We start from the raw sequence: 16907 nt of genomic DNA on the forward strand, positions 1-16907 counted from the left end.
TTTAAATAGCCTTTTAGTAATGACTTTTAATGTAAATTTACGTCAATCGCTACAACTATAGAAGACCAAAACAGTGGTTACAAAATCTCAACTCGAAAATTAGTGTTAGAAAGGTTGATTATGATAAGCATATATCTAAAGAAGTACATAATGACAAACTATTATCTCGATTTAATGACAAGGACATTGCTTGCGTAACAAAAGAGAAACAAAAAATTGCTAGTAAGCAGCAATTATGTAATTAATATTCATATACTAACTGCCTCTTTCTATGACACCTTCTACAAACCAGGTTTATCCAGTTATCTGGCACAACAATTCAGTGTCGCTCATTGATCAAACCCGTTTGCCTAACGAGTACGCATTTGTAGAAATTCACCGCAGTGAAGATATGGCACGGGCAATTAAAACCATGATTGTGCGAGGTGCGCCAGCAATTGGTGTAGCTGCGGCATATGGAATGTATCTGGGAGCGAGGGAAATTGAGACAAGCGATCGCCACGAATTTTTAGAACGCTTGGAAAAAGTTGCTCAGTTACTGCGTTCCACTCGTCCGACGGCGGTGAATTTATTTTGGGCAATTGGCCGCATGATGAAAACTGCCTACGAAACTTTAGGAACAGTAGAAGAACTCAAACAAACTCTCTTCCAAACTGCCCAAAATATTAATGCTGAAGATTTGCAGACTTGTCAGGCGATCGGCGATCATGGCTTGGTAGTATTACCCAAAAACCCAGAAAAGCTAACAATTCTCACTCACTGCAACGCTGGCGCATTGGCAACAGCTGGTTATGGTACAGCCTTGGGTGTGGTGCGTTCCGCTTGGAGAGAAGGCCGATTAGTGCGTGTGTTTGCCGATGAAACCCGTCCTCGCTTGCAAGGTGCAAAACTTACCGCTTGGGAATGTGCCCAAGAAAAAATTCCAGTTACGGTAATTACTGATAACATGGCAGCCCACTGTATGCAGCAAGGTTTAATTAATGCTGTTGTTGTCGGTGCTGATAGAATCGCTGCTAACGGTGATACCGCTAACAAAATTGGTACTTATAGTGTAGCGATCGCAGCTAAAGCACATAATATTCCTTTCTTCGTTGCTGCTCCCCTTTCTACAGTTGATTTTGAATTATCTGATGGTAGTAAAATTCCCATTGAGGAACGGAATCCCGCAGAAATATACGAAGTCGGTGATACTATTCTCACCCCATCTGGCATAGATTTTTACAATCCAGCTTTTGATGTCACGCCAGCAGATTTGATTACAGCCATAATTACCGAAAATGGTGCATTTGCTCCTGGTGAGTTAGCAAAATCCCAAGTACAGCAAGTAGTTTAAACTACAGATTTATTAAATGTTGTGTACTACAGCTGCCTTAGTGCAAAAGTGCTGCTAAAAAAGTGAAATTTAGCGGCACTTATGAATTTCATAAATATAATAATGAAAAATTTAGTTCCAAAAATTGCATTAATTATTTGCTCTATTTGGATTACGAGTTGTAGTAGCTCACAAACTGATATTGTAAAGGATACTCAAGCAAATACAGTTGAACAAGCTAAGATAAAGGCTACACAGAAAACGTCAACGAAGGTGGAATCTCCACAAAAAACTCCTATAAATACACAAGCTAAAACTGACGAAGCAAAGAAAAATTCTATTAAGTATCCACAAAGAGGCACAGTTAAAGAAATGGTCAACGGCGACCTCAAGTGCTATGTAACACTAATTGATGAAAATGGAACTAAACATAATTTGGGTGCAACTTTTGAGATTTGCGAAAGCCCTAAAACTTTCCTAAATAAAAAAGTGAATTTAGTTTATGAAATCATGTCAGTTAGTGATTGTGAAAGTGCCGAACCTTGCGGTAAAAGTAAAAAAGAATCTCTAATCACAAAAATGAAACTTTAATATCAAACATTGGCATTTCTTAGATTTTACTTAAGTTGATAAAAAAGTCTGTTAGACCTTCGTAAATAGCGATCGCTTAGTGAATTAGCATAAATAATTTTTTTGAATTGAAGGAAACTGGTCGTCACTTTTCAGGCCAGATTCTGTCACCAGTATTAGGATCAAACAAAAATAACTGACTCAAATCTAGTTGTAAAGAAAGGCGATCGCCTGGATGTAGGCGCACATTTCCAGCTACCTGAATATTCAAAACTCCACTAGAACCGAGTAAACTAGCACGAATTAAAGTTTCTCGTCCTAAAGGTTCTAGCACTTTCACTTCAACTGATAATAGTGCTGTATTATGAGTTCTAAGTTCTGAGTTAGTATCTATTTGTATATGCTCTGGACGAATCCCTAAATCAACATTTTGTCCTTGATGCAAGTGTAAACTCTCGCTGAGATTGCTAGGAATTTCTAATAACTGCCCACTAACATCAAAAGCATTATTTTTATAAATGGCAGACAGAATATTCATAGGAGGACTGCCTAAAAAAGTCGCTACCATTTGGTTAGCAGGACAGGCATAAATAGTTTGGGGATCGCCAATTTGTTGAATTCGTCCGTGATTTAGCACCACAATTTTATCAGCCAAAGTCATTGCTTCAACTTGATCATGGGTAACGTAAATAGTTGTAATCCCCAGACTTTGATGTAGCTGTTTCAACTCTGCCCTAGTATCATCTCGTAATTGAGCATCTAAATTAGATAAAGGTTCGTCAAGTAAAAAAACTTGTGGTTCACGGGCGATCGCTCTTCCTAATGCTACCCGTTGTTGCTGTCCCCCAGAAAGTTGTTTGGGTTTGCGATCCAGCAGATGATCCAAGGATAGCGATCGCGCTACATTCACCACCCGTTCTTGAACAATTTTTGAGTCAACTTTTCGCATCTGTAACCCAAAAGCGATGTTCTGCGCCACTGTCATGTGTGGATACAGTGCGTAGTTCTGGAACACCATCGCCACATCCCGTTGTCTGGCTGGGATGTTGTTTACCAAGCGCTCGCCAATAAAGAGTTTACCTGAAGTGGCTGTCTCTAAACCGGCGATCGTTCGTAAAATCGTAGACTTACCGCAACCAGACGGCCCTACCAAAACCCAAAACTCACCATCAGGAATTTCAAAAGAAATATCCTCAATAGCGGTGACGTTGTTGAATCTACGCTTAATGTCTTCTAGCCGAACATTTGCCATTATCCGAGTTGAGATATGAGATTTGAGATTTGAGCTTGGTAGTTTTAACCTTAAATTACTACCTTTTGGATACCAACAAATTCTGGTATTGGTTCATCACTTTCTGCTTCTAAACAAAGTTCAATGACTTCTTTAATATTCGTCATCAATTCATCTATTGTTTCTCCCTGACTGTAACAAGCTGTTAATTGAGGAACTTCTCCGACATAGTAGCCATCTTCATCCCGTTCAATGATGACGTAGAATTCTCGTTTAGAAGCATTCATCATAATTTTTATTGCTCTGAATTTGTTAACCAAGCAGGATGAGCAAATAAAGAAGCAATAACTCGCACTCCGCGCAGTTGATTAGAAAGGGGTAAATGACCTCTAGGGGCGCTTAGATTCCAGATAAACTCATGGGGATATCGCGTCCAGTTATTACCACTTTTCCAGCCAATTTTTGACCAAAAATTATCCCAGTTTTTTCCCAAACCCAACCAGATTTCTCGCTGTACCGAAAAGCCAAATTTACCCTCAGAATGTACTAACCACAGAGTATTAATGGTTTGCAAGTCAATAACAGGGAAATTGTCTACTTCAGTGAAATACAACCATTTTCTTTGTACTGCCGTTGGCCCTGCTATTTCACACATTTTTTGTATAGTTAGGCGATCGGCTGCTTGAAAATCTTGGGCAGCAAGAAGCTGTTGCAAAGGATTGTAATTAATCTCGCACTCTGATTTTAGAGGTACAATTCCTTCAGGAAAATTAGTTTGCAGAAATTCTTTGGCTTTAGGTGCATCAGAATTGTAGATTACTTGGTAGGCTTTGCCATCAATCCAAGTCACTGGGGTGTCACAACGTTTCAGTAAAAATTCCATCAATACATCCAATCCCGGATCACCCAAGTCAGCTAACTGTGAGATTATTTGTTGTTGGACTTGAAGAGACCCAGCGATTAACTGGAGGCGGAGGGAGTCGATGTCACTAGCAGGGCCTGATACAATCATTGGGTCTGTCATGCCATTACTCGTTTTAACGGGAGCGTGAAAAAGCGATCAGCTATCGGGTGTTATCAAAGTGAAACACTAATAGCGAAAAGTAGTTTACTATTTTTGATCGTACAAATTAGCGGTGATTTCGCTCAATCCCTTACCTTAACCCCAAATACTATACAAGGGGAATAAGGGGAAAATCTGCGCCTCAAAGGGCTGGAAGGGAAAAAGACAACAAGGACAAGGGGACAAGGAACTGGGGAAAATGAGAGGGGAAGACAAGGGGACACGGGGACACGGGGAGGGGGGAGTGGAGAGTTTAAGGTTCAAAGCTCGAATTGTCGTGTTCTGAACTCGAAGTGTCGAGTCAAAACCTCGGATTGTCGTGTTCTGAACTCGAAGTGTCGAGTAAAAATCTCGGATTGTCGTGTTCTGAACTCGAAGTGTCGAGTAAAAATCTCGGATTGTCGTGTTCTGAACTCGAAGTGTCGAGTAAAAACCTCGGATTGTCGTGTTCTGAACTCGAAGTGTCGAGTCAAAAGCCCGGATTGTCGTTTTCTGAACAGAGAGTGTCGAGTAAAAACCTCGGATTGTCGTGTTCTGAGTTTGAAGAACGAGTATCTAAGCTTAAAGTGTCCCCTTCCAACTTTGCCTCTTCTGCTAATCCCCCCATCCCCCATACTCCTTGTCCTCTTCACCCAATGCTCAATCCCTAATGCCCAATTTCTAATGTCAATGGTCAATTGATCAGGAATGTGTGATTTATGTATGAAAAGATTACCCCCCCCACAACAGGTGCAAAAATCACTTTCAAAAATGGTGAACCGATTGTGCCTGACAATCCAATTATTCCTTTTATTCGGGGCGACGGCACAGGTATAGATATTTGGCCTGCTGCTCAAAAAGTACTTGATGCTGCGGTAGCAAAGGCATATAACGGTAAACGCCAAATCAGTTGGTTTAAAGTTTATGCTGGGGATGAAGCGTGTGATTTATACGGTACATACCAATATTTACCCCAGGATACGCTAACGGCTATTCAAGAATATGGTGTGGCAATAAAAGGGCCATTAACTACCCCAGTAGGTGGCGGTATTCGTTCCTTGAATGTGGCGTTACGACAAATTTTTGACCTTTATGCCTGCGTGCGTCCTTGTCGATACTATGCAGGTACACCTTCACCACACAAAAATCCTGAAAAGTTAGATGTAATTGTCTATCGGGAAAACACGGAAGATATTTATTTGGGTATTGAGTGGCGGCAAGGAAGCGAAATTGGCGATCGCCTCATTAAAATCCTCAACGAGGAACTGATTCCCGCCACTCCAGAACATGGTAAAAAGCAAATTCCTCTTGATTCTGGCATTGGCATCAAACCCATCAGCAAAAATGGTTCTCAGCGCTTAGTAAGACGTGCTATCAAACACGCCCTGTTATTGCCCAAACACAAGCAACAAGTGACTTTGGTGCATAAGGGCAACATCATGAAGTACACCGAAGGCGCTTTCCGCGATTGGGGTTACGAACTAGCAACTAGCGAATTTCGCCAAGAAACAGTCACCGAACGGGAATCTTGGATTTTGAGTAACAAGGAAAAAAATCCTGATATCTCCTTGGAAGAAAACGCCCGTCAGGTTGACCCTGGATTTGATGCTTTGACTCCAGAGAAAAAAGCGCAAATTGTCAAGGAAGTCGAAACCGTTCTTAACTCAATTTGGGATACCCACGGTAACGGCAAGTGGAAAGATAAAGTAATGGTCAATGACCGGATTGCTGATAGCATTTTTCAACAAATCCAAACCAGACCCGATGAGTATTCGATTCTGGCGACGATGAACTTGAATGGTGATTACTTGTCTGATGCTGCTGCTGCCATTGTCGGAGGATTGGGAATGGGGCCAGGGGCCAATATTGGCGATGCCTGTGCCATATTTGAAGCTACCCACGGCACTGCACCTAAACACGCCGGCTTAGATCGGATTAATCCTGGTTCGGTGATTTTGTCTGGTGTGATGATGCTAGAGTATCTCGGCTGGCAAGAAGCCGCAGACTTGGTTAAGAAAGGCTTAGGGGATGCGATCGCCAATAGTCAAGTTACCTACGACTTGGCACGATTGCTAGAACCACCAGTAGAACCCTTAAAATGTTCTGAATTTGCCGAGGCGATCGTTCAACATTTTGGTTAATTAGGGACTGGGGACTAGGAAAAAGCAGGGGAGACAAAGGGACAAGGGGACACGGGGACTAAGGGACACGGGGACAAGGGGAAAGAACCATGATTAACTCTTGCTCCTTGTCCCCCCATCCCCCATGCTCCTTATCCTCTTCATCCAATCCCCAACTTTTTGCAGCCTAAATCTAAGAAAATAAAAGCTATCAAGACATTCATATTGATTGGCTGCCCTTTTATGAATATTAATCGACGCAATTTCTTGTTTTTACTCGCAGCAGCTACGGGGGGTGTTGCATTAGATGCTTGCGCTGTGGGAGAGAAATCTTCTAGCAACAACCAAACAAATTCCAGTACAGGCACAACTACAAGCACAACACCAGATACCACCAAAGGGGCTATTCAATTACCACCTTTACCCTACGCTTATGAAGCGCTAGAACCGCACATCGATGCCAAAACTATGCAGTTTCATCACGATAAGCATCATGCAACTTATGTGAAGAACTTAAATGCAGCGTTAGAGAAACATCCAGCACTCAAAAGTAAAACTGTTGAAGAACTGTTACGTAGGCTTGACACAGTACCTGAAGATATTCGCAGAACAGTGCGTAATAATGGCGGTGGTCATGTAAACCACGCGATGTTTTGGAATATTATGAAGCCCCAAGGTGGTGGAGAACCAACAGGAGCGATCGCATCAGCAATTAATCAAAATTTTGGTAGTTTTGCAGCCTTTAAAAAACAGTTTAACGAAGCTGGTGCTGCTCGATTTGGTAGTGGTTGGGTTTGGCTTGTCCGTAATAAAGGTGGCAAGCTGGAAGTAACAACTACAGCCAACCAAGATAATCCCCTAAGTCAAGGTAAATATCCCATCCTGGGCAATGATGTATGGGAACACGCATATTATCTTAACTACCAAAACCGCCGCGCTGATTATTTAGAAGCTTGGTGGAATGTGGTTAACTGGGATGCGATTAATAAGCGGTTTGCAGACGCAAGAAAATTTGCCTAGATAGAAGCAATGGGGGAGAAAAAAATTACTGAATCTCTCCCCGCCTACTCAAAAATCTTGATAGTCAGCTTTCAACTATTGGATTTTTCTCCATCTCCAATTACTATTACCGAAAATATTAAAGTTTCTATAAATTTCTGTTAATTGTTATGCTTATGCAAAGCAGTATGACATTTAGCACCATTGTTGCATTATTCGGTGCGATGGTTGTTCTGGCTTCTATTCCCAGCGTTAGTGTATTAGCTGTCTCCACAAGATCAGCTACATCTGGATTTATTCATGGTCTTTTCACAACTATAGGGATAGTGGTTGGTGACATCATTTTCATAATAATAGCCATTTGGGGTTTATCGCTTCTTGCTGAAACGATGGGGAGCCTATTTGTCCTAATAAAATACCTTGGGGGTGCTTATCTGGTTTTTTTAGGGATAGGGTTATGCAGGTCAAAATCACAGGACATGGAGACAGGAGAGATTATAGAAACTTCTTTGCTGTCTAGTTTTCTGACTGGACTATTTATTACATTGGGCGATCAAAAAGCAACCTTATTTTATCTTGGTTTTTTCCCAGCTTTTCTTGATCTTTCTAAAATATCTTATTTTGACACCAGCATAATTATAGCGATTACTATTGTGGCCGTAGGCGGTGTAAAACTTGGTTATGCATTCATGGCGTACAGAGCTAGATTGCTTATTAGTTCTAAAACAAGAAAAGGAATAAACATTGCTGCTGGCTGTGTAATGATTGCTGTTGGAATATTTTTAGTAACAAAAACTTAATTATTATATGTTGCGCGTTGAGCATACCTAACAAATCGCTGCACCATAATAACGATTTGTTTGGGCCTCAGTAATCTTAGAGGGCTTCAACGTTATGGTTCAGCGTTGGCGCAGCCTCTCGGCACGAGAATCGCGGTCTATCCCGGCAACTTACATTCATACTCGCTCCCCCCAAACCGAGGAAAGAAGCTCAAGAAAGAGCAGCGTATTTCTGAACTGATTCTGCGATCGGCAACCTTTAGAGGCTATCTTGGAACAACCAAGGGTTGAACCTGATAATCTGGGTAACAGACGCGATGTGTTTCGGTTTGCCGATCAAGAATCGCTAGAAAGATGGTTTAACTCTCAATCGCGTCGCGATTGTCTCGCCCAACTCGATCCGCTGACCGACGATATTAAGCAACAAAGTTTAAAATAACACACAGAAATGCTCTAATAATTGAACAACATTGAGCAGTAAATAGGGTAAATGTCTGAGGAAAGGGCATCAGTAGATATCGAGATGGTTCAGGAAGCTTTACGTAAAAGTGAGGAACGCTATCGCTCACTCGTGGAAGCGACTTCTCAAATTGTTTGGAATACTAATGCTCTTGGTGAATTTGCCGATGAACAGCTTAACTGGAGTATCTTCACTGGACAAAGTTCCGCCGAATTGAAAGGATGGGGATGGCTCAATGCTGTTCACCCTGATGACCAAGCACACACGGCCGCTGCGTGGTCTGCTGCTGTTGCTAGCCGCACCATGTACGAAGTGGAGCATCGCTTGCACCGTTATGATGGTGAGTATCGCTACATGAGTGTACGAGCTGTGCCAGTGTCTGAGCCTGATGGCAGCATTCGTGAGTGGATTGGCGTTCACACCGACATTACCGACAAGAAGCGTGCCGAAGAAGCCCTTAAAGAAACCGAACACCGCTACACCCAAATCCTCGATTCGGTTCAAGACATGATTTTTTGTAAAGCTCCTGGTTCAGTGGTTGTCTATGCAAATAAAGCTGCTTGTAGCTACTACGGCATGACCCTTGAAGAACTGCACGGTATCACTGACGTTCCATTTAACGAAATTGATTATACCCAGCAATACATACAAGATGACCTCAAAGTTTTCGCTACGGGTGAGGTAGTAGAGGTATTAGAGGAGCCTAATCGAAGAGCGGATGGCGAAATTCGGTTCTTCCACACGATTAAATCGCCAATTTTTGATACAGAGGGGAATGTTGTACAAATTGTCGGTGTCTCTCGTGATATTACTGATGGTAAGCGAACTAAAGAGGCACGCGATCGCGCTTTAGCAGAAGCACAGGTAGCACGTGCTGAGTTACATCGCGTATTTATGCAAGCACCCGCCGCAATTCATATCTCCCGCGGCCCTACCCACATTACCGAGGTAGCGAATCCAATATATCTTCAGATTGTTGGCAACCGCGAGGTGATTGGCAAGACTGCTAGGGAAGCATTCCCAGATTTGGCAGGACAAGGATTTTTTGAGTTACTCGATCAGGTGTATGCCACTGGACAACCCTTTGTCGGTAAAGAAATGCGGGCATTATTTGACCGAAACGGCGATGGCATATTAGAAGAAAGTTTTTGGAATTTTGTTTACCAACCATTACTCGATGCGAACGCTCAGGTTTATGGCATCATGACCCATGCAGTGGAAGTGACAGAGCAAGTGCTTTCCCGTAAAGAAATTGAGAAAAAGGCTGAAGAACTGTCTCAACTAACTTTAGCATTAGAGCGGAGTAACAAGGATCTCGAACAGTTTGCTTACGTTGCTTCCCACGATTTAAAAGCACCTCTGCGCGGCATTTCGAGCATATCAGGCTGGCTTGAAGAAGACCTAGCAGACACATTGACTGAAGAATCCCGCGAGCATCTGAACCTGTTACACAAGCGGATACAACGGATGGAAAACTTGATAGACGGGATTTTACAGTACTCACGCGCAGGTCGAATGCAGACATCTGAGATGGTAGATGTTGCTGCTTTACTCGCTGAAGTGATTGAACTTATAGCACCGCCTGCTGAAACGGTGATTATGATTGAGCCAGGGATGCCTAAATTGTTAACTGAGCGAGTACCACTTCAGCAAGTTTTTATGAATTTGATCCATAATGCCTTGAAATATGCACTCAGACCTGATGTTCGTGTTGTGGTTGGAGTAAAACAAGTCGGGAAATATTTTGAATTTTCCGTTGCAGATAATGGCCCTGGGATTGCGCCTGAATTTCATCACAAAATCTGGGGTATCTTTCAGCGATTAGAGGCCAGAGATCAAATCGAGGGAACGGGAATCGGGCTATCAGTCGTCAAAAAAATTGTCGAAACTCGCGGTGGAGTGGTAAAACTGGAGTCCAAAGTTGGTGCTGGATCAATTTTTAGCTTTACATGGAATTGAGCCAAGCACCAAATATGTGAGTAGTGAGTGCTAAGTTTTGGCTTTGCAGAGAAAGCGGGATGATTTTTCTCACGCAGAGCCGCAAAGACGCAGAGAGTATGAGGAGTTTTAAATCTCAATACTTAATTTTATCGCTTGTTTGTGCAACGTCGAGTTTTTATATGATGTCCGGCAAATCACCCTGAATATGTCATTGCGAGTGGAACGAAGTGAAACGACGCAATCGCAAAGTTTTTGGGATTGCTTGCCTTCGGTCACAATGACGGTTATTTAAACGGACATGATATTAGTGGTGAGTGCTGAGTAAATCAGCGTTGTCTTGCCGTGTCAGTTCTAAGTACAAGTATTCAAGTGGACACAATATCAAAATCGCACTTTGTACAACTCGAATAATTCTCCTGATTTGCGTGTAACGACTTTAGCACCAGCAGCTTTGAGCATTTTTTCCCACTCAGCCACAGGTTCTAAAAACACCTCAGCACCCAAATAAGTTTCTAGAACTGCCCAATCTTCTGCTAAAGGTTGTTCAGGATTGAGGATATCAAATACAAACTGTCCGCTTGGTTTCAACACCCGTTTCACTTCTAGCAACACAGCATTCCAATATTCAAGCGGAAAATAGTAGCTAAATCCTGTAGCGATCGCCAAGTCGAACTGATCTGATGAATAATTTAAATGATCAGCCGGCCCCAACTCTACACCTTTAAACAGCTTTGAGTTCAACTGCGAACCACGGGCATTAAGAGTATCACGTGCTATGTTACTGACTTCTTGTCCATAAAAAAATGCTTGCCAATCTCGCCAGGGATAAATCAAAAAGCTGACACCGCAGCCAATATCCAAACAGTGCTGATTCTTTTGCGGTTGAGCAATTTCCCAGAAATGAGAAGCAATTCTCCCTGACAATGTGCCAGTAATCCATTCCCGGAATATTGGCATTTCCTGCACTTCTGTTGGCAGATCAAAGGGTTGATTTTGATACTCTCGGTTAAACCGATATGCTACTTGCGCTACCCTCTCCTGCCATTTGTCTGAGTAATGGTTACGGCTTGTATAAGGGGTTTCGGACGGCTTTTTAGACATTAGGTCTATACTGCTCTTGATTAATTCAGTCAAGTTATAGTGTAGACAAAATGTCAGAAACTGGAGTCAATGTAGCGTTCTTGTAACTGAGTGCCATCAACTAGGCAAACGGACATACCGCCCCACTTTGCGATGGATATTTCACAGCCAGTGCGTTGGTGTTAGCGTCAGCGTTAGCGACGAAGGAGCGTCACCCAAAGGGCTTCCCGTTCGCGTAGCGTCTCCCATAGGACAAGGGTAGCAACTGGCTGTATGTTTTCAAGGTATTCATTTATCAATAATTCTTCTGTTGCTCATCCACAAAACACCACAGCCATTCTTCTCCTAATTCTGCTGAACTAATTACGGGATGTCCAGTCTCTTCATAATGACGGCGTGCATGTTGATTTTTGGAAGAGTCGCAGCACAGCATCTGACCGCAGGTCTGGCAAATACGCAGATGCACCCAGCGTTCATTAATCCGAATACACTCCTGACAACGAAACACGGGATAGTTTGCTTTCGCAATCATGTTTTCCAGAGTCAGCTGATTGAGATGTTGACACGGCATAGAATTTTGCTGTGAGTAGATAAGTTAGAAGAGCTTCTTGAATACTTCCATTTCTAGGGTAATTGATTGAGCGCATCCGTTGTCTAAACCTCGTCTAACTTGAGAACTGTAGTTTTTTACCAAAGTTTTGCGATTGCTTCCTTCGTCGCAATGACACAACATAATAATTCAAAACTCCAGGTTTCAACATGGACGAGGTTTAACTCGAAAAATTTGGTTTCCGTACATTTGGACAACTTCCCAAATTACGCCCAATCTGTTCTTACTTCATTGTTGAGTTTAATATGTAAAGTAATGCAGGCTCGTAGTAGACTAAAGCCCATGCTGAATGATCGGTAAACAAACAGTAAACTGAGTTTTTCCTGGTTTGGATGCAAGCGTTATCGTTCCTTGATGGCGAATTTCGACAATTCGTCGCACCACTTCTAAGCCCAAGCCTGACCCTTTGCCAACGGGCTTTGTTGTAAAAAATGGTTCAAAAATTCGTGATTGGATTTCTGGTGGAATACCTGATCCCGAATCTATGATTTGCACTTCAATGCGATCGCTACGGTAGATGGTAAGAATTTCAAGCACGCCTTTATCTTCCATTGCATCAATAGCGTTATCAATCAAATTTGTCCATACTTGATTCAATTCACTTCCATACGCCCATAGTTTGGGAATTGCTGGATCGTATGATCTGCGAATTTCCACGCCATGCTTCAGTTTGTATGAGAATAATCGCAGGGTATCTTCCAGCCCTTCATGCACATCAACTACTTGTCGCGCACCCTGATCTAAATGGGAATAAGACTTCATCGACTGCACCAGTTCAGCAATACGTTCTGCACCGCGCAAGCCACTGGTAATCATCGACATCACTTCAAACGAGAGTGCCAACCAACGTAGCCCCATGTCGCGCATTTCTGTTGAGTCATCCCGCCATTGCGTTGTCAATTCTTCAAGGGTTGCAATTTTGATGCCGCCTTCAGCTAAAGGTTCAGCCAGTTTCCAGGCATCCTCCACGCCGTAATCTTCCAACCAATCGAGCATTTGCTCTTCGCGATCGCTCAAACTCATCGGATCAACTCGCTTGTGGAGAATTGCTTCATAGCCCTCATCACGTGCTTTAAGCCATTCTTGGGTGTGTACTTCATCAATTTGGTGTCGTCCAGCAACCAAATTCATGCGTTGTAGTTCCAGTAATGCTGGGGTGACATCTCGTAAGGCACGAACTAAAGCGGCTGCGGGATTATTTAATTCGTGCGCCAATCCTGCTGCTAAGGTGCCCAAGGCTGCCATTTTCTCCCGGTTGCGGATAAAGGACTCTAACCCGCGCGATCGCTTTGCCACAATTTGAAAAATCATCTGCTCAAAAGTGCGGCACTCATGCAGCAATGTCAGGAAATCCTCACTTGATAGCTCATAAAAATGACAGTCTGTAATCGCCCGCGCAGTCACAGGGGCAGCTTCACCAGTCAAGACTGGGATTTCACCAAAAAAGCTAGGAGCTTCATGCTGTCCAATCGGCATTTCCAGTCCATCACTGCGCCGGGTTAATCCCATACGACCACACAACAGAATGAAAAAGCCACGTGGCGGATCGCCCTCGTGTATCAGTACTTCATCAGTTTTCAGGTCAATCGTTTGGGCGCGATCGCAGATCCAGTCGAGGCGGTTTCGTGGCAAGGCTTGAAATAATTCCAAAGTCAGCAGTTCTTCAAGACAAAGCATAATTTCCTCATCTGCTCAGACAGCATAGTAACCCTTTTCCTTATCAAAGCCGACTACTTCACATCTGAAACTCACTCTTTAGGTAGAATCGCTTTTTTGCCATCTAGCTCTAGCCTGAGAGCGGAGCTTGGTAAAATTGGAGAGCAGGCGCGTGGCAAAACCAGTCATTCTCACTGTTGATGATGATCCCGATGTGCTGCAAGCGGTAGCGCGAGACCTGCGAAAAGAATATGGCGATCGCTTTCGGATTATGCGGGCAGACTCTGGAGCAACTGCATTAGGTGCTTTAAACCAACTGAAGATTCGCAATGAAACCGTTGCCACATTTCTCGTCGATCAACGGATGCCGCAGATGAGCGGAGTGGAATTTTTGGAGCAGGCGATCGCGCTGTTTCCCGACGCTAAACGGGTGTTGCTCACAGCTTACGCAGATACTGATGCTGCTATTCGTGCCATTAATAACGCTAAACTCGACTATTACCTGCTAAAACCCTGGGACCCGCCAGAGGAACGGTTGTATCCGGTGCTGGATGATTTGATAGATGATTGGCTAGCAGATTATCGTCCACCGTTTGAAGGCATTCGGGTGGTGGGAAACCGCTGGTCGCCGCAGTCGCACCAAGTAAAAGATTTTCTGGCACGCAATCAAATTCCCTATCAATGGATGGATGTGGAATTAGAAAAAGAAGCAACTCAACTGCTGACTTATAGCGAACCCGATGGAGCGCAACGCTTACCCCTGGTGCTGTTCCCAGACGGTTCCCGGCTCGTGCAACCGACGAATCTGCAAATTGCTGAACAGATTGGATTGCGAACTCAGGCAGAACGTCCATTTTATGATTTGGCGATTGTAGGAGGTGGCCCGGCTGGGCTGGCTGCTGCTGTTTATGGGGCATCCGAAGGACTCAGCACCGTGATGATTGAGCGAGAAGCACCGGGTGGACAGGCAGGGTCAAGTTCTCGCATTGAAAACTATTTGGGCTTTCCGGTGGGGTTAAGTGGCGCAGATTTGGCGCGTCGGGCAGTGACGCAGGCAAAACGGTTTGGTGTCGAGATTTTGACGCCGCAAACGGTAACAGGAGTTCGGATTCAAGACCCCTATCGGGTGATTTCATTGGCAGATGGCAGCGAGATCAGTTGTCACGCGCTGTTGATTGCAACGGGAGTATCATACCGCAAGCTCGATATTCCAGGTGAGGAGCGGCTGTGTGGCGCGGGTGTGTATTACGGTGCGGCAATGACTGAAGCGATCGCCTGTCAAGGTGAAGAAGTATTTGTCATTGGCGGCGCGAACTCTGCTGGACAGGCTGCGATGCATTTTTCTAAGTATGCCCGCTCGGTGACAATGCTAGTACGCGCTGATTCGCTTGCCAAGAGCATGTCGCAATACCTGATTGGCCAAATCGAAGCTACACAGAACATTACTGTCCGCACTCAAACCAAAGTTGTGGAAGTAAAGGGGGAGCAAAATTTAGAGGCGATCGTACTGAAGGATGACCGGACAGGGGCGATTGAAACTGTACCTGCAAAGTCACTGTTTATTTTCATTGGTGCTCGTCCCCAAACTGACTGGCTCGATGGAATTGTCGAACGCGATGAGAACGGCTTTATTTTGGCGGGTGCTGATTTAATGCTAGACAAACGCCGTCCGAAAGGGTGGACTTTGGAGCGAGACCCCCATCTACTAGAAACCAGCGTACCTGGTATTTTTGTAGCCGGTGATGTGCGCTATGCATCAGTCAAGCGGGTGGCTTCTGGTGTCGGAGAAGGCAGCGTGTGCGTGCAGTTTATACACCGCTACCTGAGTAAGGTATGACTTTCCCGCAGGTGCGCCTTCCTTGGAGACTCACGTTAAAAAAAGATATAAAAAACCCGATTATTTAAAAATCGGGTTTTTGAGTACAATATGTTGAAACTGAAGTGCTAACTACATGGAGAAAAGCTCTAGGCTACGGGAGTTGCAGCTTTACTTTCTAGGGTAGCCAGTCTGTTTGCTAGCAGTTTTTCTAGGTCTTCCAACGCTTTGGTGAAACCTTTAATACCTTCTGCTAGTTTGTCAGATGCCATGCGATCAGCAGTGTGCATTTTGTCAAAGGTAGCTTTGTCGATGGATATTTTTTCAATTTCCATGCTTGCTGCCTTAGAAGGGTCGAGTTTGCGTGGTAGTTCGCCAACAGTTGCTTGCAATTCAGCCAGCAGCGACGGAGAAATGGTTAGCAAGTCACTACCTGCCAATTCAGTAATTTCGCCAAGGTTTCGGAAGCTAGCTCCCATAACTTCGGTTTTGTAGCCGAATTTTTTGTAGTAGTTGTAAATTGTGGTAACAGAAACTACACCTGGATCTTCCGCAGCCGGGTAGCTATCGCGTCCAGTTTCTTTTTTGTACCAGTCGAGAATTCGACCGACGAAGGGAGAAATTAGGGTAATGCCAGCTTCTGCACAAGCGATCGCTTGGTGGAGTCCAAATAACAATGTCAGGTTGCAATGAATACCTTCTTTCTCAAGAATTTCCGCAGCACGAATACCTTCCCAGGTGGAGGCAATTTTAATTAGCACGCGATCGCGGGAAATTCCAGCGGCTTTGTATTGAGCAATTAATTCTCTAGCCTTAGTAACAGTAGCATCGGTATCGTAGGACAAACGTGCATCTACTTCTGTAGACACGCGACCAGGGATGATTTGTAAAATCTTCAAGCCAAAAGCTACCGCCAGACGGTCAAAGGCAAGAGAAACTACCTGTGCTTGGCTTGCGCCTGCTCCTGCATCTTTCTTAGCTTGGAGTAAAGTTTGATCAACAATTTCCTGATATTCAGGCATCTGCGCTGCCGCAGTAATCAACGAGGGGTTAGTTGTAGCGTCTTGGGGTTTGAACTTTTCAATCGCTTGGATATCCCCAGTATCCGCGACCACAACCGTCATTGTTCTCAATTGTTCTAGTAAATTTTTAGGCATAAAACTCCGTAATGGTTGTTTTTTTAGGATTTACTTATTCCCCTGTTGTATACACTCTCTCCTGCTCCTTCAATCCTGATTTTGGCAACTTTTCTTAATTCTTGCCTAAGGTATGCTTACCGTCTTGAGCCTCA

General features: G+C 43.8%; 15 protein-coding genes. 8 read left to right on the plus strand and 7 right to left on the minus strand.

What is annotated here, in order from left to right:
- The first annotated feature begins 271 nt into the window (after positions 1 to 271).
- Both mtnA and AC5JL8_RS08460 read left to right on the plus strand, forming a co-directional pair.
- Entirely contained in the window at positions 272 to 1333 is a 1062-nt protein-coding gene (gene mtnA / locus AC5JL8_RS08455; RefSeq protein WP_495879328.1) for an S-methyl-5-thioribose-1-phosphate isomerase, read from the plus strand.
- Positions 1334 to 1435: 102 nt separating this feature from the next.
- Positions 1436 to 1903, plus strand: a complete 468-nt coding sequence (locus AC5JL8_RS08460) for a hypothetical protein (protein ID WP_495879329.1) — start codon at positions 1436 to 1438, stop codon at positions 1901 to 1903.
- A 124-nt stretch (positions 1904 to 2027) separates the two neighbouring features.
- Here AC5JL8_RS08460 and AC5JL8_RS08465 read toward each other — a convergent pair whose 3' ends face one another.
- From AC5JL8_RS08465 to AC5JL8_RS08475, 3 genes are read right to left on the minus strand one after another with little or no spacing between them, the layout of a single operon-like run.
- Positions 2028 to 3134, minus strand: a complete 1107-nt coding sequence (locus AC5JL8_RS08465) for an ABC transporter ATP-binding protein (protein ID WP_495879330.1) — start codon at positions 3132 to 3134, stop codon at positions 2028 to 2030.
- Positions 3135 to 3184: 50 nt separating this feature from the next.
- A complete protein-coding gene (locus tag AC5JL8_RS08470) occupies positions 3185 to 3403 on the minus strand; it encodes a type II toxin-antitoxin system HicB family antitoxin (protein ID WP_495879331.1) in 219 nt (72 codons plus the stop codon).
- A 5-nt stretch (positions 3404 to 3408) separates the two neighbouring features.
- A complete protein-coding gene (locus AC5JL8_RS08475) occupies positions 3409 to 4137 on the minus strand; it encodes a GUN4 N-terminal ARM-like repeat domain-containing protein (RefSeq protein ID WP_495879332.1) in 729 nt (242 codons plus the stop codon).
- Between the two features lie 737 nt (positions 4138 to 4874).
- Here AC5JL8_RS08475 and AC5JL8_RS08480 point away from each other — a divergent pair.
- From AC5JL8_RS08480 to AC5JL8_RS08500, 5 genes are all read left to right on the plus strand, one after another.
- Positions 4875 to 6296, plus strand: a complete 1422-nt coding sequence (locus AC5JL8_RS08480; protein WP_495879333.1) for an NADP-dependent isocitrate dehydrogenase — start codon at positions 4875 to 4877, stop codon at positions 6294 to 6296.
- 222 nt (positions 6297 to 6518) lie between these two features.
- Positions 6519 to 7295 (plus strand): superoxide dismutase, encoded by a 777-nt coding sequence (locus AC5JL8_RS08485; protein WP_495879334.1) that lies wholly within the window; start codon positions 6519 to 6521, stop codon positions 7293 to 7295.
- A 167-nt stretch (positions 7296 to 7462) separates the two neighbouring features.
- Entirely contained in the window at positions 7463 to 8074 is a 612-nt protein-coding gene (locus AC5JL8_RS08490) for a LysE family translocator (protein ID WP_495879335.1), read from the plus strand.
- Between the two features lie 250 nt (positions 8075 to 8324).
- Entirely contained in the window at positions 8325 to 8492 is a 168-nt protein-coding gene (locus tag AC5JL8_RS08495) for a hypothetical protein (RefSeq protein WP_495879336.1), read from the plus strand.
- A gap of 51 nt (positions 8493 to 8543) precedes the next feature.
- Complete coding sequence (locus AC5JL8_RS08500) at positions 8544 to 10472, plus strand: PAS domain-containing sensor histidine kinase (RefSeq protein WP_495879337.1); 1929 nt, start codon at positions 8544 to 8546, stop codon at positions 10470 to 10472.
- A gap of 363 nt (positions 10473 to 10835) precedes the next feature.
- Here AC5JL8_RS08500 and AC5JL8_RS08505 read toward each other — a convergent pair whose 3' ends face one another.
- From AC5JL8_RS08505 to AC5JL8_RS08515, 3 genes are all read right to left on the minus strand, one after another.
- The gene (locus AC5JL8_RS08505) at positions 10836 to 11555 is read right to left on the minus strand and encodes a class I SAM-dependent methyltransferase (protein ID WP_495879338.1); all 720 of its coding nucleotides are present in this window, start codon (positions 11553 to 11555) and stop codon (positions 10836 to 10838) included.
- Positions 11556 to 11829: 274 nt separating this feature from the next.
- On the minus strand, positions 11830 to 12105 hold the full coding sequence (locus AC5JL8_RS08510; protein WP_495879339.1) for a UBP-type zinc finger domain-containing protein: 276 nt from the start codon (positions 12103 to 12105) through the stop codon (positions 11830 to 11832).
- 312 nt (positions 12106 to 12417) lie between these two features.
- On the minus strand, positions 12418 to 13821 hold the full coding sequence (locus AC5JL8_RS08515; RefSeq protein ID WP_495879340.1) for an ATP-binding protein: 1404 nt from the start codon (positions 13819 to 13821) through the stop codon (positions 12418 to 12420).
- Positions 13822 to 13972: 151 nt separating this feature from the next.
- On the opposite strand from AC5JL8_RS08515, the gene AC5JL8_RS08520 reads away from it, so the two are divergent.
- Positions 13973 to 15637, plus strand: coding sequence for an FAD-dependent oxidoreductase (locus AC5JL8_RS08520; RefSeq protein WP_495879341.1), 1665 nt, complete (start codon positions 13973 to 13975; stop codon positions 15635 to 15637).
- Positions 15638 to 15765: 128 nt separating this feature from the next.
- Here the strand turns inward: AC5JL8_RS08520 and AC5JL8_RS08525 are convergent, their stop codons facing one another.
- Positions 15766 to 16773, minus strand: a complete 1008-nt coding sequence (locus AC5JL8_RS08525; RefSeq protein ID WP_495879342.1) for a transaldolase — start codon at positions 16771 to 16773, stop codon at positions 15766 to 15768.
- Positions 16774 to 16907: the final 134 nt, after the last annotated feature.

It is taken from the genome of Mojavia sp., assembly GCF_059505145.1.

Excerpts from the sequence above, each read along its gene's own strand:
- mtnA (WP_495879328.1), top strand. The coding sequence starts at position 272 with ATGACACCTTCTACAAACCAGGTTTATCCAGTTATCTGGCACAACAAT.
- AC5JL8_RS08460 (WP_495879329.1), top strand. The coding sequence starts at position 1,436 with ATGAAAAATTTAGTTCCAAAAATTGCATTAATTATTTGCTCTATTTGG.
- AC5JL8_RS08465 (WP_495879330.1), bottom strand. The coding sequence starts at position 3,134 with ATGGCAAATGTTCGGCTAGAAGACATTAAGCGTAGATTCAACAACGTC.
- AC5JL8_RS08470 (WP_495879331.1), bottom strand. The coding sequence starts at position 3,403 with ATGATGAATGCTTCTAAACGAGAATTCTACGTCATCATTGAACGGGAT.
- AC5JL8_RS08475 (WP_495879332.1), bottom strand. The coding sequence starts at position 4,137 with ATGACAGACCCAATGATTGTATCAGGCCCTGCTAGTGACATCGACTCC.
- AC5JL8_RS08480 (WP_495879333.1), top strand. The coding sequence starts at position 4,875 with ATGTATGAAAAGATTACCCCCCCCACAACAGGTGCAAAAATCACTTTC.
- AC5JL8_RS08485 (WP_495879334.1), top strand. The coding sequence starts at position 6,519 with ATGAATATTAATCGACGCAATTTCTTGTTTTTACTCGCAGCAGCTACG.
- AC5JL8_RS08490 (WP_495879335.1), top strand. The coding sequence starts at position 7,463 with ATGACATTTAGCACCATTGTTGCATTATTCGGTGCGATGGTTGTTCTG.
- AC5JL8_RS08500 (WP_495879337.1), top strand. The coding sequence starts at position 8,544 with ATGTCTGAGGAAAGGGCATCAGTAGATATCGAGATGGTTCAGGAAGCT.
- AC5JL8_RS08505 (WP_495879338.1), bottom strand. The coding sequence starts at position 11,555 with ATGTCTAAAAAGCCGTCCGAAACCCCTTATACAAGCCGTAACCATTAC.
- AC5JL8_RS08510 (WP_495879339.1), bottom strand. The coding sequence starts at position 12,105 with ATGCCGTGTCAACATCTCAATCAGCTGACTCTGGAAAACATGATTGCG.
- AC5JL8_RS08515 (WP_495879340.1), bottom strand. The coding sequence starts at position 13,821 with ATGCTTTGTCTTGAAGAACTGCTGACTTTGGAATTATTTCAAGCCTTG.
- AC5JL8_RS08525 (WP_495879342.1), bottom strand. The coding sequence starts at position 16,773 with ATGCCTAAAAATTTACTAGAACAATTGAGAACAATGACGGTTGTGGTC.